Origin of the sequence: Kineosporia rhizophila (assembly GCF_021277265.1) — a bacterium.
GTDB classification, from domain to species: Bacteria; Actinomycetota; Actinomycetes; order Actinomycetales; family Kineosporiaceae; genus Kineosporia; species Kineosporia rhizophila.
The window spans coordinates 1-22,133 of record NZ_JAJSOH010000035.1; the positions used below are offsets into that span (position 1 = coordinate 1).

14 protein-coding genes are annotated in these 22,133 nt (G+C 71.9%); 7 read left to right on the forward strand and 7 right to left on the reverse strand.

The features are described from left to right. The 3 genes from LWF15_RS31235 to LWF15_RS31245 form a co-directional block, all read right to left on the reverse strand. Window positions 1–941, reverse strand: a 941-nt coding sequence (locus LWF15_RS31235) for a UbiA family prenyltransferase (RefSeq protein ID WP_232814577.1), incomplete at its 3' end; no start/stop codon positions are given. Beyond that, on the reverse strand, window positions 938–2,182 hold the full coding sequence (locus LWF15_RS31240) for an inositol-3-phosphate synthase (RefSeq protein WP_232814578.1): 1,245 nt from the start codon (window positions 2,180–2,182) through the stop codon (window positions 938–940). The genes LWF15_RS31240 and LWF15_RS31235, both read right to left, overlap by 4 nt. A gap of 169 nt (window positions 2,183–2,351) precedes the next feature. Further along, window positions 2,352–4,352 carry an acetoacetate--CoA ligase gene (locus LWF15_RS31245; protein WP_232814579.1) on the reverse strand — a complete coding sequence of 667 codons (2,001 nt, stop codon included), beginning with the start codon at window positions 4,350–4,352 and terminating at the stop codon, window positions 2,352–2,354. A gap of 59 nt (window positions 4,353–4,411) precedes the next feature. On the opposite strand from LWF15_RS31245, the gene LWF15_RS31250 reads away from it, so the two are divergent. From LWF15_RS31250 to LWF15_RS31275, 6 genes are all read left to right on the forward strand, one after another. After that, on the forward strand, window positions 4,412–5,347 hold the full coding sequence (locus LWF15_RS31250; RefSeq protein ID WP_232814580.1) for a M15 family metallopeptidase: 936 nt from the start codon (window positions 4,412–4,414) through the stop codon (window positions 5,345–5,347). A 106-nt stretch (window positions 5,348–5,453) separates the two neighbouring features. Continuing rightward, a complete protein-coding gene (gene recC / locus LWF15_RS31255; RefSeq protein ID WP_232814581.1) occupies window positions 5,454–8,837 on the forward strand; it encodes an exodeoxyribonuclease V subunit gamma in 3,384 nt (1,127 codons plus the stop codon). Next, complete coding sequence (locus LWF15_RS31260; RefSeq protein ID WP_232814582.1) at window positions 8,834–12,214, forward strand: UvrD-helicase domain-containing protein; 3,381 nt, start codon at window positions 8,834–8,836, stop codon at window positions 12,212–12,214. The genes recC and LWF15_RS31260 overlap by 4 nt, the downstream gene beginning before the upstream one ends. Further along, window positions 12,211–14,118, forward strand: coding sequence for an exodeoxyribonuclease V subunit alpha (gene recD / locus LWF15_RS31265; RefSeq protein WP_232814583.1), 1,908 nt, complete (start codon window positions 12,211–12,213; stop codon window positions 14,116–14,118). The genes LWF15_RS31260 and recD overlap by 4 nt, the downstream gene beginning before the upstream one ends. Before the next feature lie 157 nt (window positions 14,119–14,275). After that, entirely contained in the window at window positions 14,276–14,476 is a 201-nt protein-coding gene (locus LWF15_RS31270; RefSeq protein WP_232814584.1) for a hypothetical protein, read from the forward strand. Window positions 14,477–14,670: 194 nt separating this feature from the next. Continuing rightward, complete coding sequence (locus LWF15_RS31275) at window positions 14,671–15,798, forward strand: zinc metalloprotease (protein ID WP_232814585.1); 1,128 nt, start codon at window positions 14,671–14,673, stop codon at window positions 15,796–15,798. Between the two features lie 63 nt (window positions 15,799–15,861). Here the strand turns inward: LWF15_RS31275 and LWF15_RS31280 are convergent, their stop codons facing one another. Beyond that, complete coding sequence (locus tag LWF15_RS31280; protein WP_332879948.1) at window positions 15,862–16,926, reverse strand: sodium:calcium antiporter; 1,065 nt, start codon at window positions 16,924–16,926, stop codon at window positions 15,862–15,864. A 311-nt stretch (window positions 16,927–17,237) separates the two neighbouring features. On the opposite strand from LWF15_RS31280, the gene LWF15_RS31285 reads away from it, so the two are divergent. Next, on the forward strand, window positions 17,238–17,663 hold the full coding sequence (locus LWF15_RS31285) for an SRPBCC family protein (RefSeq protein ID WP_232814586.1): 426 nt from the start codon (window positions 17,238–17,240) through the stop codon (window positions 17,661–17,663). On the opposite strand, the gene LWF15_RS31290 is transcribed toward LWF15_RS31285, so the two are convergent. The 3 genes from LWF15_RS31290 to LWF15_RS37955 form a co-directional block, all read right to left on the reverse strand. Then, window positions 17,660–18,307 (reverse strand): response regulator transcription factor, encoded by a 648-nt coding sequence (locus LWF15_RS31290; protein ID WP_232814587.1) that lies wholly within the window; start codon window positions 18,305–18,307, stop codon window positions 17,660–17,662. The genes LWF15_RS31285 and LWF15_RS31290 overlap by 4 nt on opposite strands. Before the next feature lie 58 nt (window positions 18,308–18,365). Beyond that, the gene (locus LWF15_RS31295) at window positions 18,366–20,078 is read right to left on the reverse strand and encodes a sensor histidine kinase (protein WP_232814588.1); all 1,713 of its coding nucleotides are present in this window, start codon (window positions 20,076–20,078) and stop codon (window positions 18,366–18,368) included. Window positions 20,079–20,359: 281 nt separating this feature from the next. Then, window positions 20,360–22,126 (reverse strand): sensor histidine kinase, encoded by a 1,767-nt coding sequence (locus LWF15_RS37955; protein WP_232814589.1) that lies wholly within the window; start codon window positions 22,124–22,126, stop codon window positions 20,360–20,362. Between the last annotated feature and the right edge of the window lie 7 nt (window positions 22,127–22,133).

A 22,133-nucleotide genomic window follows, 5' to 3' on the forward strand; every position in this document is an offset into this window, starting at 1 on the left:
GAGACCCCACCCACCCAGGAAGACCCATCCCCTTGTGGGGCGCTGCCCGCGGCCAAGACCTCGCCCGGAGCCCCACCTGTGCGCGAGCCGCTACCCGTTGGCGAGACCTCACCTACATGCGAGGCCCTACCCGCAGACGAGACCTCGTGCACATCCGAAGCCCCACCCGCTGGCGAGGCCCCACCCACGCCCAACGCCTCGCCTAGACGCGAAGCCCAACTCACACGCGAATCTCTACCCACTGAGCGGATCGCACCTACTCGCGTGCCCCTCCCCCCGGCCGAAACCTCACCCACTTGCGAGGCCCGGCTCTGCTCCACCTGCGTGGCCGGAGGTCGCGTGGTGCGAGCGGCCGTGAGCAGGGTGGCGGCGGCGATGGCGGCGGTGGAGGCGGCCGAGGCGTGGGCGAGGGCGGGGGTGCTTCCCCCCACCTCATCTCGGCTCACCCTCGTGATCACGTAGGTGTGGGCGGCGACGAGGCTGGCCGGCCAGAGTCCGGCGCGGAAGCTGGGGCTGCCGCGTTGTACGTCGAGGAAGCGGCAGGCGGCCATGGCCCAGGGGCCGGCGGCGGTGTTCTTCGCTGCGAAATCGTAGGTCAGTACCACTGTTCCGGTGGCCAGTGAGTAGAGGGCGGCGCGGCGGCCGGAGCAGGTCCAGGCCACCGCCAGGTCGGCCGCCAGCAGGCCCACCCCTACGGCCAGGGCCTGGTTGCTCGAGATCCGGCCGGACGGGATGGGGCGGTGGGGGCGCTCGGCAGCGTCGATGTGGCGATCGGCGAAGTCGTTGAGCGCCATGCCGGCCATGTAGGCCAGGGCTGACGAGGCCACTGCGGCGCTGGTCTCGCGCACACTGGGCGCTGCTCCACTGGCGGCGCCGAGCAGAGGGTCGCCGGGGGCGCTCAGTACTGCCGGCAGGCGCACCAGTTCGGCATAGGGGTTCACGCGCTGCCCTTGGCCCGGCCGGCCTGGTGATTTCGCATGGTGCGGCCCGGCCAGCCCACGTTGCCCGCCCCAGAGGTCTCGGCGGGAGCGGGAGCGGGAGCAGGGTCAGCCAGGTTCTGGGCCCAGGTGACCAGGCGCCGGAACTGGTGGTCCAGGCGGTGCTCGGTGCTGCCCAGTGGGTCCTTGAAGAAGAAGGCCAGCTCGTCCAGTACGCCCACCCGGCCGTTGCGGTGGGCCAGGACGGCGAAGCGGGCCAGGTCGATCACCAGCGGTGCGGCCAGCGCCGAGTCGCAGCCCTGCCAGGTGATCTGCATGGTCATCGGGGTGCCCAGGAAGCCGGTGAAACGCACCTGGTTCCAGGCCGTCTTCCACTCGCCCATGTCCTCGACGTAGTCGATGTGCACCGGGGCCGACACGTCGGCCCCGAAGGTCTCGTGCACCGACCGGGCCTTCGAGGCGAGCTTGGCCTCGGCCCGGGCCGGGTCGGCCAGGGCCCGGCCGTCACCCCCGCCCAGCAGGTTCAGGCCCGACCAGGAGGTCACCCGCAGGTTCCGGCTGCCGAACATCGAGGCCAGGGCGGTCTTCACCAGCGTCTCGCCGGTCTTGCCGTCACGTCCGGCGTAGACCGTGCCGCGGGCCCGGGCCAGCTCGTCGAGGGCGGGGATGGCCGCGCCCATGGAAGGCGTGAAGTCGATGTAGGGCAGTGCCGCGTCCAGCGCCGCGTAGGCGTAGACCGCGCTGGCCGGTAGCGGCTCGCTGCCCGCATCCAGGGCCCGGTCCAGCGCGGCGAGCGACTCGTGCACCGGCAGAACGGGCGAAACCGGTTCTGTGGAGGCGATGTTGACCACCACCACAGTGTCCAGGCCGTGCTGGTAGCGGAACGATCTGAGGTCGCGCTGGATCTGCTCGATCTCCGCCCGCCCGCCACCGCGCACCCCGGGCCGCACCCGGGCGTCGATCGCCTCCAGGTCGGGGCGCACCAGGCCGAGGGCGAAGGCGGGCAGGACGCCGGCCTGGACCAGCTCTTCGGCCCGGCCCTTGAGCGGCAACTCGGCCAGGTCGTGCCCGCCGATCACGAAGTCCCGCAGGGGCGCCAGCCCGACGCCCTCGAATTCGGCCAGCTCGCTGACCATTCCGACCCTGGCCGCCGCACCCGCCTCGGCCGAGAGCAGCGCGAGCCCCGCGCTCACGGTGGTTCCGATCGAACCTCTGGCACCGATCAGCCACAGCCCGACGGTCATTGTCGGCACCTCCCCGGCACAGCACCGGGTCACCTGCGACGCCGATGTCCGTCAAAAAGGTAACAAGCCGGACGCGGGGTGACAACACTTGATGTCACAGAATCACAGCGGTGGGTAATTCTTTGTTCAGTCGCTGATCAAAGATGCCCAGCCAGGGACCAAAGCGGCGTCAGTCGTCGGAGCGGGCCAGAGCCAGGAACGGGCCGAGGGCCGCCGGGTCGGCCAGCGCGTCCCGGCTGACGGCTCGTTCCACCGGCACCCCGGCCAGGATCTTCTTCACCGGCACCTCGCACTTCTTGCCGTTCAGCGTGCGGGGCACCACCGGAATCCGGATGAACCGGTCGGGTACGTGCCTCGGGGACAGCTGGGACCGCAGGGCCTGACGCAAAGGCTGTTCGACGTCTTCAATCAAGACACCTGGAGCCACCACCAGGAAGCACAGCAGTTCGCCCTCGGTGGCCGCACCGAGCTCGGTGGTGTCGATCACCAGCGAGTCCGCCACCTCGTCGAAAGCCTCGACCACGGCGTAGAAATCGGCGGTGCCCATGCGCACCCCACCACGATTGAGTGTGGAGTCGCTACGGCCGTAGATCACGAACGAGCCCCGCGGCGTGGCGCGCACCCAGTCGCCATGCCGCCACAACCCGGGGTAGGTGCCGAAATAGGCCTCCTGCAGACGGGATCCGTCTGGATCGTTCCAGAACGAGACCGGCATCGAGGGCATGGGCCGGGTGATCACCAGTTCGCCGACCTCGTCGCGCAGATCCTCGCCGTTCTCGTCGAAGGCATGCACATCGGCCCCTAGCGCCGCGCAGGACAGCTCTCCCAGCCAGATCGGTACCGTCGGGGAGCTGCCGAGAAAAGCCGTGCAGACGTCGGTTCCACCCGAGACCGAAGAGATCCGAATATGTTCGCCGACTTCCGAACGGATCCAGTGGAAGTTCTCGACCGACAGCGGCGATCCGGTCGAGCCGATCGTCTCCAGCGCGCTCAGATCGTGCTCGGCGCCCGGGTGGATCCCGGCCTTCACCGCAGCCTGTACGAAGGGGGCGGAGACACCGAAGAGCCGAACCCGGTACCGGGCGGCCAGTTCCCACAACCGGGACGGGCCGGGGTAGGCCGGGCTTCCGTCGTAGAGCAGGATCGTGCTGCCCGCGAGCAGACCGCCGACCAGAAAGTTCCACATCATCCAGCCGGTGGTGGTGTACCAGAAGAACACGTCACCCGGGCCGAGGTCGTGCTGGAGCCGGACGGTCTTCAGCTGCTCCAGCAGGATCCCGCCGTGGCCCTGCACGATGCCCTTGGGCAGACCGGTGGTGCCGGAGGAGTAGAGGACCCACAGCGGGTGGTCGAACGGCACCTGCTCGAAGGCCAGTTCGCCGGGCTGAGAGACGAACTCGGCCCAGCTCACCTCACCGGCCTCGCGCACCGGCTGGGCGTTCTGGTCGAGGTAGGGCAGGATCACCGTGCGCTTCAGCGAGGGCATGCTCTCGCGGAGAGTGGTCACCGTGTCGCGGATGCTGTAACTCTTGCCGCCGTAGAGGTATCCGTCCACGGCGAGCATGACCTTGGGCTCGATCTGGGCGAACCGGTCGGTGACGGCCCGGGCCCCGAAGTCCGGCGAGCAGCTGGACCAGATCGCCCCGAGCGAGGCGGTGGCCAGGAAGAGCACCAGGGCGCCGATGCCGTTGGGGGCGAGGGCCACCACCCGGTCCCCCTTGCCCACGCCGGCGGCCACCAGTCCACCCCTGGCCCGACCCACCCAGTCGCGCAGCTCGGCGTGGGTGAGAGTGCGTTCCACCCCGTCTTCCCGCACGAAAATGACCGCTTTGTCGGCGTCTTGGCGACCCGGGCCAGGAGTCAGCGCGTGCTCCGCGTAGTTCAGCCGGGCCCCCGGGAACCACTGCGCCCCCGGCATGGCGGCATCCGGAAGCACCCGCACGGCAGGCGCACTGAATCGGACGCCCAGGTATTCGGCGGCAGCGGACCAGAACTCCTCGAGGTTCTCGACCGACCAGCGGTGCAGCACCGGGTAGTCCAGATCGCCGATGGTGACGCCGCGGTGGGGCTCCAGCCAGCGGGTGAAGGCCGCGATCTGGCTGCTGCGCGCAGCCTGGGGATCGGGACTCCAGAGTGCTTCCGGGCCGCCGTCAACCGGGTGCACAGCCATCTCACAGCCTCCTCGCTCGGATAGCACCTCACCCTAGGGCCCTCTAGACTCCGGGCGATATGGCAGAACATTCGCAGAACGGGTGGCCCGTCCTGTCGAGCAACCGGCTGACCTGGTTCTCAGCGGCCGGGGGCCGGTTCGCCGCGGCCGACGCCGACGTGGCGTTCCTGGCCGCCTACCTGATCCGCTGCTTCGACGCCGAGGTGGAGAAGGTCGAGGGCCGGGTGCTGGACGACTGGTCGTGGGCCCCCCGCAACGTGCGGGGCTCGCGGTCGGTGATCAGCAACCACGCCAGCGCCACCGCCTGGGACCTGAACGCCCTGAAGCACGTCCAGGGCGCCCGGGGCACCTTCACCCGCAGCCAGGTGGACAAGGTGCACGCGATCCTGGCGCGGATCACCGACGGCCGCGGTCACAAGATCTTCCGCTGGGGCAACGACTACGTCAACGCCACCATCGACGCCATGCACTTCGAGATCAATGCCTCGAAGGCACAGGTCAGGCGCGCCCGCGCGGTGTTGCAGCAGCGACTGGAGGAAGAGGAAGACATGAAGTGGACCGACCAGATCAAGCTCACCGCCACCGACGCCAAGATCTGGGGCAAGCCCTACAAGACGGGCTCCAAGGTGACGTTCGGGCTGATGGTCCGTTACCCCACCCTGGCCCGTAAGACCCAGGCCGACCTGGCCGCCTTCGCCGCCGCCTCGGCCAAGCGCGACGCGGCCATGAAGGTGCAGCTGGACACCCTGATCGCGGCCGTGGCCGCGTTGTCCACCGGTTCGGCGCCCGAGGTCTCCAAGGCCTTCGCCGACGGCCTGAGCGCGATGCGCGCCGAGGTGACGCGGATCGATGCCGAGGTGAACGCGCTACAGGGCACCGACGTCACCGACGAGGACATCGCCGCGGACGTGGATGCGGCGATCGCCGAGGCCGAGGCGGCCGAGGCAGCCGAAGAGTCCGTCGACGTCACCGAGCGGGCCACCAGCAACGCCTGAGCATCCCGCCTCCTCGTGACCTGGCCCGGTCACGGGGAGGCGGACGTGCCCGGCCCTTCACGGGTGGGATAGAACTGTCACCCATGAAGAGAGGCCTGCCCGCGTCGTGCTGACCGTGCACCGCTGTGCGGACGGCACCGGCCTGGCCCTGGCGCTGGCCGGCCTCCTGGCCGAACCGCTGGAAGACCCGTTCGCCGTCGAGACGGTGGCCGTTCCCGCCAAGGGCGTGGAGCGATGGCTGACCCAGCGCCTCTCGCACGTTCTGGGCACCGGCACCGCCCCCACAACCGGCACTCCCGCTGCACCCGACGGGGTGTGCGCGAACGTCAGTTTCCCCTCGTCCACGGCCGTGCTGGAACGGGCCCTGGAGGAGGCGTCCGACCAGATCGCCCGGGCGGTGCGGGCCTGGGCCCCGGACCGCTCGCGCTGGTCGCTGACCGAGGTGATCGACGCCTCCCGGGCCGAGCCCTGGTGCGCCCCGCTGGACCGCCACCTGAAGGCCGGTGAACAGGACACCGGGCGGCGTCTGGCGGCCGCCACCCGGCTGGCCCGGCTGTTCGACGAGTACGGCAACGCCCGGCCGGGCATGATCACCGCCTGGGCCCAGGGCCGGGACGAGTCCGGTGACGGCCGGCCCCTGCCCGACGACCTGCTCTGGCAGGCGGAGCTCTGGCGGCGGCTGCGGGAGCGGCTCGGGGTGCCGGCCCCGGCCGAACTCCTCGACGAGGCCTGCGCCCGGCTGCGCGACGAACCGGCCACGAGCACGCTGCCGCAACGTCTCTCGGTGTTCGGCGCCAGCCGGCTGTCACCGCTGAAGATCCGGGTGCTGGCCGCCCTGGCCGAGCACCGCGACGTCCATCTGTGGCTGCATCACCCCTCCCCCGCCCTGTGGGAGGTGACCAGCGGGCTCGATCCCGCGGCCCTGCCCCTGCGCCGCAGCGACGACCCGGCCCGCACCCGGGTCCGGAACCCGTTGCTGGCGTCGATGTCCCGCGACCTGCTGGAACTGCAGCAGACCCTGATCCGCTACAGCCCGCAGGCCGGGCACCGCGAGCACCCGGCCCCGGAACCGCCCGACACCCTGCTCGGCCGGCTCAAGCGGGACCTGCGCCGGGGCGAGGTGCACGACGTGCCCGAACGCCCGGTGCTGCATCCGGACGACACCAGCATCCAGGTCCACTCCTGCTACGGCCGGGTGCGTCAGGTGGAGGTGCTGCGGGAGGTCATGCTCGGCCTGCTGGCCGACGACCCCACTCTGGAGCCGCGCGACATCCTGGTGATGTGCCCGGACGTTGAGGCTTTCGCGCCTCTGGTGACCTCGGCCTTCGCCCAGAGCGACCAGGCCGGGCAGTTGCGGGTACGGGTCGCCGACCGCTCCCCGCGCCAGACCAACGCGCTCTTCGACCTGCTCGGGCTGCTGCTCGAACTGGGCACCGCCCGGATCACCGCACCCCAGGTGCTCGACCTGGCCGGGCGCGAGGCCGTGCGCCGGCGCTTCGGTTTTGACGACGACGACCTCGCCCGGCTGCGGGACTGGCTGGTGGGTGCGGGAATCCGCTGGGGCCTGGACGATGCCCACCGGCAGACCTGGCACCTGCAGTCGATCCAGCAGGGCACCTGGCGGGCCGGGCTGGACCGGCTGCTGCTGGGCGTCTCGGTGGAGGGTGACACCGAGCAGCTCGGCGGGGTCATCGGCCTGGACGACGTGGACAGCGCCGGGATCGACCTGGCCGGCCGGCTGGCCGAGCTGATCGACCGGCTCGGGGCCGCGCAGGAACTGATGTCCGGCCGTCACCCGATCGCGAAATGGCTCACCGGGCTGGAGAACTCCGTGCTCGACCTGGGCGCCACCGACCGGAACACCGCCTGGCAGGTGAACCAGCTGCGCTCAGAACTGTGGGACGTGGCCGAGGCCGCCGCCGACAGCCAGGCCGACTGCAGCCTGGCCGACGTGCGCAGCGTGCTGGCCGACCTGCTGGCCGGCCGGCCGACCCGTTCCTCGTTCCGCACCGGCACCCTGACCGTGTGCACCCTGGTACCGATGCGCTCGGTGCCGCACCGGGTGGTCTGCCTGCTCGGCCTGGACGACGGCAGCTTCCCTCGCCGGGCCGACCCGGACGGCGACGACGTGCTCGGTCGCGACCCGTGGGTGGGTGAGCGCGATCCGCGCAGCGAGGACCGGCAACTGTTTCTGGACGCGGTGTGCGCGGCCCAGGAGAAGCTGGTGATCACCTACTCCGGTTCCGACGACCGCACCGGCGCCCCGATCCCGCCCGCCGTGCCGTTGGGCGAACTGCTCGACGCGGTGGACCGCTCCTCCTGGCTGGACGACCGGCGAGTGCGCGACCGGATCACCGTGCGGCACCCGCTGCAGCCGTTCGACCCGCGCAACTTCACCGACGGCGCCCTGGGCCGCCCCGGACCGTTCAGCTTCGATGAGCCCGCGCTGGAGGGCGCCCGGGCGCTGACCCGGGAACGAGTCCCCAGCGGCCGGTTCCTGCCTGCTCCGTTGCCCCCGGCCGGCACGGACGACGTGGCGCTGGCCGACCTGCACCGGCTGCTGCAGCATCCGGCCAAGGGTTTCCTGCGCCAGCGTCTGCAGGTCAGCATGGCCCTGGCCGACGAGGAGCCGGACGACGCCCTGCCGGTCGAGCTGGACAGCCTGCAGCAGTGGAAGATCGGCGACCGGCTGCTGCGGCAACGTCTTTCCGGTCTGAGTCCGGCCGACTGCATCGCTGTGGAGTCGCACCGCGGTCTGCTGCCGCCGGGCGACCTGGGCCGCCTGCTGCTGACCCGGGTGGGCCGGAAGGTCGAGGACGTGATGCGGGCCTCCACCCTGGAACGCGCCGCCGCCCCCGACTCCCGCGACGTGGACGTGCTGCTGCCCGACGGCACCCGGCTCACCGGCACGGTCGGGGATGTACGCGACTCGACCGTGCTCACCGTCACCTACTCCCGGCTGGGTCCCAAGCACCGGCTCGGATCGTGGGTGAACCTGCTTGCGCTCACCGCCACCGACCCCGCCCCGGGCTGGTCCGCGGTCACCGTGGGGCAGGGGCCCCGGGGTGGTGCCGCGCGCAGCGTTTTCGAGCCCCTCGACCAGGAAATGGCCCGGCTGGCCCTGGCCGAGCTGGTCGGCCTCTACCGCGCCGGGCTGAGCTCGCCCCTGCCGATCACCTTGAAAACGTCTGCCTCGTACGCCGAACGGCGCCTGCGAGGTACCCGGCACAAGGCTGCCGAGGGTGAGGCGGCCAGGCTGTGGCACGCCGGGAAGACCCGGCAGGGGCAGCGGTTCGACGGTGAGCAGTCCGAGCCGGAGCACTGTCTGATCTACGGCTCCGAGGTCGACTTCCCGGTGCTGCTGGCCGAGCCGCCGACGCCGGACGAGCAGGGCGAGGGCTGGGTGGCGGACGAGCCGCACCGGTTCGGGCGGCTCAGCCGCAGACTCTGGGACCGGCTGCTTACGCACGAACGGCTGGAGGGCCGATGAGTTCGTTCCCCGGCCAGCCGATCCTGAGCCGGCAGACCCCGTTCGACCTGTTCGGGGAACTGCCCGAAGAGGCCACCACGATGCTCGAGGCCAGTGCCGGCACCGGTAAGACGTTCACCATCGCCGCCCTGGTCACCCGCTACGTGGCCGAGGGCCTGGCCCGCATGGACGACCTGCTGGTGGTCAGTTTCAGCCGGGAGTCGACCCGGGAGCTGCGTGAGCGGGTACGGGAACGGCTGGTCAGCGCACGTGACGGGCTGGCCCTGGCCGACCCCTCGATGATCGACCCGAACGACCGGGTGCTGGTGCACCTGGCCGACACCGTCGACGAGGCCCGGCGCCGGCGCCGGCTCGAACGGCTGGAGATCGCCCTGGCCGCCTTCGACGCGGCCACCGTCACCACCATCCACGGCTTCTGCCAGCAGGTCCTGACCACGCTGGGCACGAACGGCGACCACGACCCGGGCACCGTGCTGGTGGAGGACATCGGCGACCTGGTGCGGGAGGTGGCCGACGACCTCTACCTGCGCAAGTGGGGCTTCCCGGGGGCGGGCACCCCCGACCTCGGCCAGGCCGAGTTCCACCAGCTCGCGATCGACGCCGTGGCCGAGGCGGCCGACCTGGTGCCCGATCCGGGCGTGGGTGGCACCCCCGGCCTGCGGGCCCGGATCGCCCAGGCGGTGCGGGCCGAGGTGGAACGACGCAAGCGCCGGCTGGGCGTGTTCGGCTACGACGACATGCTGACCCGGCTGGCCGGCACCCTGACCGATCCGCAGTCCGGGCCGGCCGCCTGCCGAAGGCTCCGGGAGCGCTACCGGTTCGTCCTGGTGGACGAGTTCCAGGACACCGACCCGGTGCAGTGGGAGATCATCCGCCGGCCGTTCCACGGCCACTCCACGCTGATCCTGATCGGCGACCCGAAGCAGGCCGTCTACGGTTTCCGCGGCGCCGACGTGCAGGCCTACCTGAACGCCTTCGAGAGCGCCGAGACCGTGCGCACCCTGCCCACCAGCTACCGCAGCGACGCCGCGCTGCTGCGGGGACTGGACACGCTGTTCCAGGGCGCGGCGCTCGGCGACGAGCGGATCCGGGTGCAGCCGGTGCAGGCCTTCCACCCCGGTCCGATGGTCACCGTCGAGGGCAGTCCGGCGCCGGTGCGGCTGCGGGTGCTGCCGCGCGACGCGGTCGCCTCCACCCAGCAGAGCGATCTGCCGCAGGCCCCGCTGGCCCGCGACGCGGTGCAGAAGGACCTGGTGGCCGAGGTGGTCCGGCTGCTGTCCGGGGCGGCCCGGGTACAGCCGCGCGACGGCTCGCCCGAGCGTGACCTGCGTCCGGGAGACATCGCCGTGCTGGTGCGGGCCAACTATCAGGCCCAGGACGTCAGCGCCGGGCTGGCCGCGGCCGGTGTGCCCGCCGTGGTCACCGGCCGGACCAGCGTGTTCAGCACCCCCGCCGCGCAGGAGTGGCAGCTGCTGCTGGAGGCGATGGAACAGCCGCACCGCACCACCCGGGTGAGGCGGCTGGCCCTGAGCTGCTTCGGCGGCCACACCGCGCTGGAGCTGGACCAGCAGGGCGCGGCGATCGACGAGGAACTGGCCCTGCGGCTGCGGGACTGGGGCCACCTGCTCACCGAGAACGGCGTCGGGGCGATGTTCGAGACCGTCGCCCGGCAGACCGGCCTGCAGCGGCGCCTGCTCGGGATGCCGCGCGGCGAAAGGCTTCTGACCGACCTGCGGCACGTGACCCAGGCCCTGCAGGAGGCTTCGGAGACCAGCCGGCTCGGCCTGAGCGGGTTGTTGCTGTGGCTGCGGCACCGTCAGGAGGAGGCGGCCGGCTCGGAGGGGGCGCTGGAACGCAGCCGGAGGCTGGAGTCGGACGCCGCCGCCGTGCAGGTGATGACCGTGCACACCAGCAAGGGCCTGGAGTTCCCGGTGGTGCTGGTGCCGTTCGCCTGGAACCAGAGGGGATCGTCGCGGGACGACGTCACGGCGGTCACCTTCCACGCGGACGGCCGACGGTTCAAGGACATCGGTGGGCCGGGCTGGAAGGACTGGGGGCGCCACGTGGAGGCCGCCGACGCCGAGGACGCCGCCGAGGAACTACGCCTGACCTACGTCGCCCTCACCCGGGCGCAGTCGCACCTGGTGCTGTGGTGGGCCCCCACCCACAACACCCGAACCGCGCCGCTGCACCGCATCCTGTTCAACCCCGACCCGGAACAGCCGGTGCCGCAGAGCGTACGGGTGCCGAGCGATCCGGGTGCCCTGGCCGACTTCGAGCGTCTGGCCGGACGCAGCGGCGGCACGCTGGCCGTCGAGCTGATGCAGCCCCGCCGTCCGGAGCAGTGGGAACAGCCCGCACCACAGGCAGTTCCACTCCGAGCAGCGACCCTCGGACGGGAGCTCGACCAGGACTGGCGCCGCACCTCGTACAGTTCGCTGACCGCGTCGGCCCACGAGAACCAGGGCTCCTCCAGCGAACCGGAGGTGGCCCTGAAGGACGACGAGGGCCCGGACGAGCTCGCCCCTGGGCCACTGGACGACGGTCCCGACGAGCCCCTTCGCCGGATCGCGTCGGCCTGGAACGACCTGCCCGCCGGGGCCCGCTTCGGCACCCTGGTGCACGAGGTGCTGGAACTGGCCGCCGACGCCGGCAACGAGGACGAGTTGCGCACCACGGTCGCCGCCCGGGTGGCCCGCTCCGGACCCGCCGTCGACGTGGAGACCCTGGTGAGCGCCCTCGTCCCGGCCGTCTCCACCCCCCTGCACCTGAATCAGCTGACACTTCGGGACATCGACGCGCGAGACCGGCTCTCCGAACTCGACTTCGAACTCCCCCTGGCCGGTGGCGACGATCCGGTGACCACCCGCGTCCTCTTGTCGGATCTGGTTCCGCTCTGGCGCCACCACTGCCCACCGGGCCAACTGCTCAGCCGCTACGCCGAGGCCCTGGACGACCTGGAGGCCGTGCCGCTGCGCGGCTACCTGACCGGAAGCATCGACGCGGTGCTCCGGGTGCACTCCGATTCCGGGCCCCGTTTCGTGGTGGTCGACTACAAGACCAACCGGCTGGGCACTCCGGACGAGCCGGTGACGGCCTGGCACTACCGGCCCAGCGCGATGGAAGAGGCAATGATCGCAGCCCACTACCCGCTGCAGGCCCTGCTCTACGGCGTTGCCCTGCACCGCTTCCTGCGCTGGCGCCAGCCCGGCTACGACCCGGCCCAGCATCTCGGTGGCGTGCGCTACCTGTTCCTGCGCGGCATGTCCGGACCGGACGTGCACAGCGAAGACGGCACTGCCCCGGGCGTTTTCTGCTGGGAACCACCCACCGCGCTGGTCACCGCCACCTCCGACCTCCTGGCCGGCCGGTCGTGACCGCCGCACTGAAGGACGAACCGGGCCACCCCCACCGCATCGCGGTGAACGCCACCGGCCTGCTCGGCGACTTCAACCGGGCGGGCATCCTGACCGCGGCCGACATCCACGTGGCCCGGCGCCTGGGCGCTCTGGGCGGCGAACCGGACGAGGCGGTGCACCTGGCCGTGGCCCTGGTGGTGCGCTCGGTGCGGCACGGTTCGGTGGTGCTCGACCTGGCCTCCGCGGCCGGGACGATCAGCCCGGACGACGAGGACGAGGCCGAGGAGCCCCTGGAACCGGCCGTCACCCTGACCTGGCCGGAACCGGGTGAGTGGGCGAAACGCTGTGCGGTGAGCCCACTGATCGGCGGGCCGCTGCGGATGACCGGCTCGAGTCTGTGGCTGGCCCGCTACTGGGAGCAGGAGCAGACCGTGGCCGCCGAACTGCTGCTGCGCGCCGCCGACCGCCCGGCCGACCTGGACGAGGAGGTGCTGCGAGCCGGCCTGCAACGACTCTTCCCCCAGGCCGAGTACGCCGACCAGCAACTGGCCGCCGCCGTCTGCGCGCTCTCCCGGGTGGGGGTGCTCGCCGGTGGGCCGGGAACCGGCAAGACCACCACCGTCTCCCGCCTGCTCGCCCTCCTGCGCGAGCAGCACCCGGAGTACCGCATCGCCCTGGCCGCCCCCACCGGCAAGGCCGCGGCCCGGCTGCACGAGGCTGTGCGTTCCTCCACCGCCGACCTGCCCCCGGCCGACCAGGCCCGGCTGGGCGCCGATCTGTTCGCCACCACCCTGCACCGGCTGCTCGGCTGGCGCCCGGACGCCCGCAGCCGGTTCCGCCACGACCGCACCAACCGCCTGCCGTTCGAGGTGGTGATCGTGGACGAGAGCTCGATGGTCTCGCTCACCCTGATGGCGCGGCTGCTGGAGGCGCTGCGCCCGGCCACCCGGCTGATCCTGATCGGCGACCCCGACCAGCTGGCCTCGGTCGAGGCCGGGGCGGTGCTCGGTGACCTGGTCGACCGCTCCCGGCTGAACCACCGCACCGAGGACTTCTCCGCCGTCCTGCAGCGCGTGCTCCCCCAGAACCAGCCGGGCGAACCGGTTCCGGACACCCCGACGGCGCGTTTCCGCAACGGAGTGAGCACCCTGCTCTCGACCCGCCGCTTCGCCGCCGGTGGCGACATCGCCGCTCTGGCCGCGGCGATCCGCGACGGAGAGGCCGACCGGGCCGTGGACGTGCTGCACTCCGCCTCCGAGGCCGTGGAGTTCGTCGAGCTGGCCGATCAGGAGCGTCCCGGCCCGCACCAGCTGGAGCCGATCCGGGCCGAGGTCCGGGCCGGAGCCGCGCAGGTGATGGCGGCCGCCGCGGCCGGTGACGGGGTGGCCGCCCTGGCCGGCCTGGAACAGCACCGCCTGCTCTGCACCCACCGGCGCGGGCCGCGCGGGGTTCAGTTGTGGAGCGACCTGGCCGCCGGATGGATCTTCGAGGACCATCCGGTGGTGCCGCGCAGCGACGGCCGCTACGCCGGGGAACCGCTGCTGATCACCACCAACGACTACGAGTCGGGGCTCTACAACGGCGACACCGGCGTGGTGGTCTCGAACCAGGACGGTTCGCTGACCGCGGTTTTCGGGCGCGGTGGGGATCCGATACCGGTGCCGCTGGCCCGGCTGGGCGCGGTGCGCCCGCTCTACGCGATGACCGTGCACCGCAGCCAGGGCAGCCAGTTCGACCGGGTGAGCGTGCTGCTGCCGGCCGCCGCCTCGTCGCTGTGCACCCGTGAGACGCTGTACACGGCCGTCACCCGGGCCCGCCGGCACGTGCGGGTGATCGGCTCGGTGGAGGCCCTGCGCACCGCGATCGCCCGCCCCGCGGCCCGGGCCACCGGACTGCGCGGACGGCTCTCACCCGGAGCCTGACCTGCGCAGACGATAACACTTGCATTAACACATGGCATGGTAAATGCCCATAGGCGCAGCGCGAGTGTTCGGTCACACAATGATCAACTATCGGATTCCATAGTGCGCGTTTACTGTGAAGTACGTGTAAACCACACCGGGAATTCGGGAGTTGGCCATGAACAACGACGTTGCGCTGACCTCAGCAGCAGAATCCTTCCCCGGCTCAAACTCCGTCCCCCTCCTGGGTTCTGAGAGTGGCACGATGATGTCGTGCGACACCTGCAACCTGGTGGGTGGACCGTTCCCGGCCGCCGAGGCGGCCCATCTGCGGGCGATCCATGATCGCCTGCACCACGGCATGCTCTTCGCCGCCTGATCCTTTCCCGCCTCGTCCAGAAGTCCCCGGCCGTCGCGACCGGGGACTTCTGCCGTTCTCCAGGCCCGCAGCAGCCGGGAGTTGCCTGGGAATCGGCTGACCGACTCGCCCTGGAGCGAGGCGGCGGGAGACGATGGTCCGGTGACCCGCACAGAACGTCCTCGCCCCACCGTCCGCCTGACGAAGGTGCCCGCATGAGCCTGAGCGGCCCCACCAGCGGGCCCGTCGAGGGCGGCCGGGCCCTGTTCAAGGGCCGACTGCTGGGCTTCCCGGTGCACCTGGACCTGTCGTTCATGGTCGTGATGGCGGTGCTCGGCTGGATGTCCACCTACGGCGATCTGGAAGGCATGATCGTCTGGCTGCTGATCACCCCCGTCGCCGTGCTGGTGCACGAACTGGGCCACGCCGTGGTCGCTCGCACCACCGGTGCCAAACCGGAGATCGCGCTGGCCGGTTTCGGCGGGGTCACCAGCTTCACCCCGCCCCGGGAACTGTCCCGCGCCCGCTCGATCGCGATCTCGCTGGCCGGCCCGGCCGTCGGTCTGGCGATCGGCCTGGTGCTGGTGCTCGTCGACCGCACCGTGGCGGCCGACCTGACCAACGAGTGGGCCTGGTGGGCGCTGCGGATCGGGATCTTCACCTCGATCGGCTGGAGCCTGCTGAACCTGCTGCCGGTGCTGCCGCTCGACGGCGGTCAGGCGATGCGCGAGTTCCTGCCCGGAGACCCGGTGACGAGGTTGCGCCGGGCCGCGATCGTCTCGATCGTGGTGGCCGTGCTGGCCGCCGCCGCGGTCTACGTCTATCGCCCGGGCAACCTCTTCCTGGCCCTGTTCCTGCTGTTCTTCGCGGTCAGCAACTACTTCACCCTGCGCGACCTGTCGCAGAACCGGTCGGTCAGCTCCGACGGTCTGCGCGGGCCCCGTCCCGGGCAGACGCCGGAGACGATGATCGTCGAGATGCTCTGGCGCAACCAGGCCGAGCGGGCCCGCCAGGTGATGCACACGCTGCCCGAGGGCGTCACCATCGACCTGGCGCTGCACGGTGCGGTTCTCAGCCTCACCGGTGATCCGGAGCAGGGGCACGCGCTGCTGGAGCAGGAGACGGCCCGCCGGCCCGATGATCCCAACCTGGCCGCCGTCCTGGCCCTCACCCAGGCGCTGGAACACGACTGGGACGCCCTGATCCACACCATGCAGGGTCCGCTGGGCAAGCTCATCCCGGCGCCGGTCCTGGACCGCACCATGGTCGAGGCGCGGGCCACCGGCCGCGACGACGTGGCCGGGCGCATCGCGTTCCTCCGGTCGCAGAACACCCCGTCCTGAAAAGCCACCACCAACTGAAGACGTCGGTGGGCACCGAAGGCGCACCGACGTCTTCAGTTCGTACTACAGAAGAACCACCAGACCGATCGCGAAAACCGGGTACAGCAGCGCGGTCAGGGCCAGCCGCAGCGGGGTGAGCCGGTTCGTCGCCATCGTGGCCAGCAGGTAGCCGATGGCCAGCATGGTGATCACCGCCGACCAGACCAGCGGCGCGTCGAAGTGCCAGTCGGCGAACAGCATCGCCGAGGCGCTGGGCACCGTCACCTGGATCATCATCGCGCCGGAGATGTTGGCCAGAGCCAGTTTCGCCTTGCCCTGCCGCACCCAGATCACCGAGTTCATGATCTCCGGCAGCTCGGTGGCGACCGGGGCCAGCAGCAGAGCGGTGACCGCCCCGGAGAGGCCGATCATCGGGCCGATCGCCCCCAGCTGGCCGACGAAGACCTGGGAGGCGAAGAAGATCACGGCCAGCGTGGCGGCGAGCTGCGCGACGATCGCCCACGAGGCCGGAGCGGCCTGGTTCGGCTGCAGTTTCAGCGGTTCCAGCTCCTCCTCGTCGGCGTCCCCGGCCTCCGGTTCGTCCGCGCGGCTCATCTCCTTGAACACGTACAGCGCGTAGACCCCCAGGAACAGCAGGCCCAGCCACGGTTTCCAGGCGAAGACGACCAGGCCCAGGAACACCTTGAACACGAACACGGCCAGGAACCAGCGCTGGTCGCGGGAGAGCCGGGCGACGTCGCGAGGGCTGCCGAGCATCGCCCGGTCGTCGGCCGGGCGTTCTTCGGGCGAGCTGGTGGGGGCGCCCACCGACACCAGCTCCCGGGTCAGGATCCGCTTGCGGAACAGCAGCATCACCCCGGTGACGCCGTAGGCCAGCGTGGCCAGGGCGAGCGGGCCGCCCATGGCCGCGCCGACGCCGATCTCCTTCTGCTCGTCGCCGCCGGTGGTGACGGCCACCAGGGTGACCACCGATTCGGGCAGGGCGGTGCCGAAGGCCGCGAGAATGGTACCGACGGCCATCTTTCCGACGTTGAGCCGATGGCCGAGCCATTCCACAGCGTTGACGAACCACTCACACGAGAGATAGATCGCCACCGCGCACGCGATGAGCAACACGAAGTGCCACACGATTTTTTGTCCTCAGCCTGGTCCGGCGCGTCCACGGACGGGGCCGGAGGCATTCGGGGTGAGCAGGCCTCGGCCCCGGAAGCAGACGCACTTGTGCGTTCACCTGCGGGACCGAAGGTCTCGTCCACCCACCGGTGACGGTGGGCCTCACGACCGGAGAACCAGGTTCTCAGTGTGTCGATCGTGGGATTCGCGGACTACTCCCCCTCGGAACCCTACGAGCCTCGCACAGGGCGATCCGGGCGCGCAATCGCCCGGGCGAGTGTGTGGCGCAGGCGACAACCGGCCCCGGCCGGGGCATGCTCGGGCACATGCCCTTCTCCTGGCCGGATCTCACGGTGCGCCAGCGACTGGAGGCCGTCGGGCCGGTGGACGCGGCCCGGGCCTGGCAGCGCTATGCCGAACCGGCACTCTGGCCCACCTGGTCACCGCACCTGCGCCGGGTGGACTACGCGCACGAGCGACTGCGCGCGGGCACCCCGGGACGGGTGTTCGGCCCGGGCGGGGTGTGGCTGGACTTCTGGATAGAAGACGTCAGTGAGCCCGAACGCTCGTGGACCTGGCTGGTGCGGCGGGGACCGGTGTCGATGGTGCTGGAGCACGGCGTGGAGGCCACCGCCGAGGGCTCGCGCACCTGGCTGGCCGTGCGGGGCCCGGCCCCGCTGGTGGTGCCCTATCTGCCGGTGGCCCGGATCGCCCTGGGCCGGCTGGTGACGCTGCCCTGGAGCCAGACCTAGGCTGCCCCGGGACCGGCCCGCAGCCAGGAGAGCACGGCCAGCACGCGGCGGTTGTCGTCCGACCCGGCCGGGATGTCCAGCTTGCCGAAAATGCTGGCAGCGTAGTTCTCCACGGTCTTGTGGCTGAGGTTGAGCACCGACGCCACCCCGGCGTTGGAGCGGCCCTCGGCCATCTGCCGCAGCACCTGGCGCTCGCGCACGGTCAGGGCGGCCAGCGCGTCCTGCCGCCGGGAGTGCCCGATCAGGCTGTCCACCAGCGTGGTGTCGACCAGTGACTCCCCCGCCGCGAGCCGGACCAGCGCGTCGCGCAGGGTGGCCACGTCGTCCACCCGGTCTTTCAGCATGTACCCGCGGCCCGAACTGCCGTTGGCGAACAGTTCTGCCGCATAGGTGGTCTCGGCGTAGGTGGAGAGGATCAGCACACCGATGCCGGGGTCGATCTCGCGGATCCGGGCGGCCGTCTGCAGGCCCTCCCGGGTGTAGGTCGGGGGCATCCGGATGTCCAGGATGGCCACCTCGGGCCGGGCCTCGGCGATCCCGGCCAGGAGCTCGTCGCCGTTGCCGGCCTCCAGGCAGACCTCAACCCCCACCTGGCTCAGCAGCAGCCTCAGCCCACCCCGGAAGAGGGTCGAGTCGTCCGCCATCGCTACCTTCACACCGGCCTCCGGTTCCCGCGTAGTTCTGTCACTGGTCGCTCTTCGGTCATCGGTAGGGGATCTCCGCCGTCAACGTGGTCCCGGCCCCGGCCGGGCTGTCCAGGTGCAGCGTGCCGCCGCCGGCCAGCACCCGTTCGCTGAGCCCGCTGAGCCCGGTGCCGGCGCCCAGGTCGGCCCCGCCGCACCCGTCGTCCTCGATGGTCAGGCGCAGGCTGTCGCCGGTGTCCGCGCCGTGGACCGCGATCCGGGTGGCCTCGGCGTGCCGCACCGCGTTGGTGATCGCCTCGGCCGCGACGAAGTAACCGGCCACCTGCACCGGCATCGGCAGCCCGTGCTCGGGCAGGTCGACGTCGACGGTGACCGGCTGGGCGGCGCCGATCCGGCGGACCGCCTCGGCCAGGCCGACCTGGTCGAGGATCGAGGGGTGCAGGCCGGCCGCGATCTCGCGCAGCTCGCCCACGGTCAGGCTCAGCTGCTCGGAGGCGTACTCCTGGGCGGCCCGGATCTCGCCGACCGGCTCGGCCCGGATCTGCTCGAGCAGCTCGCGCACCCGGCGCAGGGCCCCGTCGTCGAGGTCCTTCTCGAGCGCCTGACGCTCGGCCAGCTGGGCTGCCACGATCCGGGCGTGCGAGGCCCGCACCAGTTCCAGCTGGGCCCGGGCCTCCACCTGGAGCCGGGCGTTCTCGATGGCCAGCCCGGCCGCCGAGCCGACCGCCTCGACCAGGTCGGGGTAGCGCCACAGCGCCTGGTCGGCCCGGATCATCGCCAGCCGGGCGCCGTTGGTCGAGGTGATCGGCAGCAGCAGGCCGTTCTCACCGCTCTCCGCCCCCGGCTCGGCCGAGGTGGCGCCGTGCCGGTCCACGTAGGCCCCGATCTCCGCCGCCCAGTAGTGGATCTCCAGCCCGGGATCGGCCAGCACCTCGCGGAAGGCGGCCTCCAGGCGTTCCGGCGTGCGGTCGACCCGGAGCCGCGGCAGCAGGTCGGCGATCACGACGCTGGTCAGGCGCCGGCGCACGGTGGCGATCACGAAGGCCACCGGCACGGTGAGCAGCAGCAGGGTCTGGACCACCAGGATGTCCTCGCGCAGCTCACCGCGAACCCCCAGCCGCTGGGCGAACGACACGGCCGTGCTGGCGGTACCGGCGAGCGCGGCGGCGGCGGCCACCGGCAGGATCAGCTTGCGGTCCAGGCCGCGGATGCGCCGGCTGCGGCGGACCCAGAGCACCAGGAAGGCGACGGTCAGCAGCAGCTCACCGGCCGAGGACAGGTAGGTGAGCCAGCGGTGCAGGCCGGGGTCGCCCGGCACCATCGGCCACCAGGCCGTCCCGGCCCCGCGGTGGGTGGCCAGGTCGGAGCTGATCGCCACGACCAGGCGGCCGACCAGCAGCCAGGCGGTGAGGGCGAGAAGGACCCGGCGCTCGGCCCGGCCGACCGTGGAGTGGTCGGGGTAGGCGTAGATCGCCCAGGCCGCGAGCAGCAGGGTGAGCGGGCCGGCCAGGAAGGCGATGAGGTGGTAGTCGCCCCGGCTGATCTCGGAGATCCAGCTCAGCGGCCAGACGCAGCCGGCCACGACCAGGGCCCGGCCGGCGTTCAGCTGGCCCGGCTCGCGGGAGAGGATCACGCCGGCCGCGACCAGCGCCCCGGCGAAGGCCACCACCGGGGCCGCGAGCTCGGGGCTCTCGGACCAGATCGAGGTGGTGCCGAGCGAGGCCAGCAGCGTGACCAGTGAGCCGGCCAGCACCGCCCCCAGCCAGGGCACCGGGCGGGGCCGGCCGACCGGCGGGCCGGCACCGCCCCCCGGCCGTCCGGGGAACCCCGGTGACCTGGGCGCCGAGGAACGCCGGACGACCCCGGCGAGCCTGGCGGCCCTGGTGTTGGCTGACAATCCGTACCTCGCGCCCGCAGGTGGGCAAAGGTTCCCCGAACCAGCCGCTCAGGGAACGACAGTGACTGGACAGCATCAGAGAGTATCGGCTGCCCGGCGCAATGACCCCATCCAGGACGGATCTCCTCGGCTTTTGGCGCAGCGTGACCGGCCCCTCAGGTGCAGGGGATGGCCGCGACCATCAGTGAGCCGCCGCGGGCCAGGGTGGAGATCATGACGTCCCCGCCCAGCGCCCGCACCCGGTCGAGCATGCCGGGAAGCTCGGCGTCGAGCCGCAACTGGGCCGGGCGCCGGGCTTCGTCCTCGACCTCGATGGTGAGCACTCCGTCGGCCTCGTGGCCGCGGATGCTGACCCGTGAGACGTCCGCCGCCCCCTTCAGGGCGGCGCAGATCAGGTAGTAGGCGGTCTCCTCGGTGGCGGCGGGGAAGCGCCCGGCGGGCAGGCTGGCCTCCACGGCCACCGACTGCTGGTCGGCCACCGCGCCGACCGCCGCCGACAGCCCGGCCTGGCTGAGCACCGCCGGATGGATGCCGCGGGCCAGGTCGCGCAGTTCGTTCAGGGCCAGCGCGATCTCGTGGTTCATCCGGCGCAGCCGCTCCCGGGCCGGGCCGGGCAGGCCCGGGTGGTCGGAGGCGGCCAGCACCAGGCGCAGGGCCAGCAGTCGCTGCTGGGCGCCGTCGTGCAGGTCGCGCTCGACCCGCCGGCGCTCGGCCACCCCGGCCTGCACCGCCTGCATCCGCAGGGCCCGGACCTGGCTGAGCCGCCCCAGCACGGCGGCCTGCAACTGGGCGTTCTCCAGGGCCAGACCACTGGCCGCCAAGGCGTTCGAGAGCACCAGCGGATGCCGGCTGAGCGCCGGGTCGGCGTCGATCACCGCCAGCGGGCCACCGGTCGGCGCGGTCACCGGCAGCACCAGCCGGTCCGCATCGGCCGGGGGCCCGGCCGGGGCCCCGGTGACGTCGACGTGGGTGTTCAGTTCGGGGGCCCAGTAGCGCACCCGGAGGGTGGCGTCGCGCAGGGCCGTGCGCAGAGCGGTCTGCACCGCCTCGGGGGTGGGGCGGCGCTGCAGGAGCTGGATCAGGGTGAGCACGGCGTTGTCGGCCAGCCGCCGGCGCACCACGCTGATCAGGAAGGCCAGCGGGATGACGGCGAGCACGGCCGGTTGCAGCGCGTACACCCGGTCCATCGTCTGCTCGGTGAAGCCGAGCAGTTTGGCCACCGGCACCGCGCCGACCGCCACCGCGATCACCGGCGAGGCCGTCGCCATCGGGGTGAGCAGCTCCCGGTCCAGGCCGCGCATCCGCCGGATCCGGACGATCCACAGCAGCAGGAAGACCCCGATCACGAGCACCTGCACCGGGCGCAGCAGGTGGCCGAGGGCGGTGTTGAACTCCTGGTCGGCGAACACCGTGAGCCACCAGGTGTCCGCCTCGAAGCCGCGCCACTGCGGCCGCGCGGTGAGCGTCTCGGCCAGGATGCCGCCGACCGCCACGGTGGCCAGCACCCGCACGAACACCCGCTCCCGCCGGTTCATCAGGGCCGGGTCGGGGTAGCGGAACATCGCCCAGGCGGCCAGCGACAGGGCGAGGTAGCTGGCCGGCCCGGACAGGAACGGCAGCGGCCCGAACCTCCACTCCTCGCTCCAGCCCAGGGCCCAGAACTGCCCGGCCAGGATCAGCAGCACGGCGGTGCGGCGGTGCCCGGGCTCGTCGAGCAGGATCACCCCGGCGCCGCTGAACATCGCGGTGAACAGGATGCTGCCCGCCGCCACCTCGGGATAGCGCTGCCAGAGCGGGCCGAAGATCAGGGCGCCGACCACGGTCAGTACGGCGGTGAGGGCCAGGGTGCGCGACCACTGACGGGTCGGCGAGACCGGGGCCGACCCCGGCTGCCAGGTCGGGGCCACGGAGCTCGGCGGCACCGCGTTC

What these genes read in the sequence shown, in the direction of transcription:
- LWF15_RS31240 (WP_232814578.1), bottom strand. Translation starts at nt 2,182, where the DNA reads ATGACCGTCGGGCTGTGGCTGATCGGTGCCAGAGGTTCGATCGGAACC.
- LWF15_RS31245 (WP_232814579.1), bottom strand. Translation starts at nt 4,352, where the DNA reads ATGGCTGTGCACCCGGTTGACGGCGGCCCGGAAGCACTCTGGAGTCCC.
- LWF15_RS31250 (WP_232814580.1), top strand. Translation starts at nt 4,412, where the DNA reads ATGGCAGAACATTCGCAGAACGGGTGGCCCGTCCTGTCGAGCAACCGG.
- LWF15_RS31260 (WP_232814582.1), top strand. Translation starts at nt 8,834, where the DNA reads ATGAGTTCGTTCCCCGGCCAGCCGATCCTGAGCCGGCAGACCCCGTTC.
- LWF15_RS31270 (WP_232814584.1), top strand. Translation starts at nt 14,276, where the DNA reads ATGAACAACGACGTTGCGCTGACCTCAGCAGCAGAATCCTTCCCCGGC.
- LWF15_RS31275 (WP_232814585.1), top strand. Translation starts at nt 14,671, where the DNA reads ATGAGCCTGAGCGGCCCCACCAGCGGGCCCGTCGAGGGCGGCCGGGCC.
- LWF15_RS31285 (WP_232814586.1), top strand. Translation starts at nt 17,238, where the DNA reads ATGCCCTTCTCCTGGCCGGATCTCACGGTGCGCCAGCGACTGGAGGCC.
- LWF15_RS31290 (WP_232814587.1), bottom strand. Translation starts at nt 18,307, where the DNA reads ATGGCGGACGACTCGACCCTCTTCCGGGGTGGGCTGAGGCTGCTGCTG.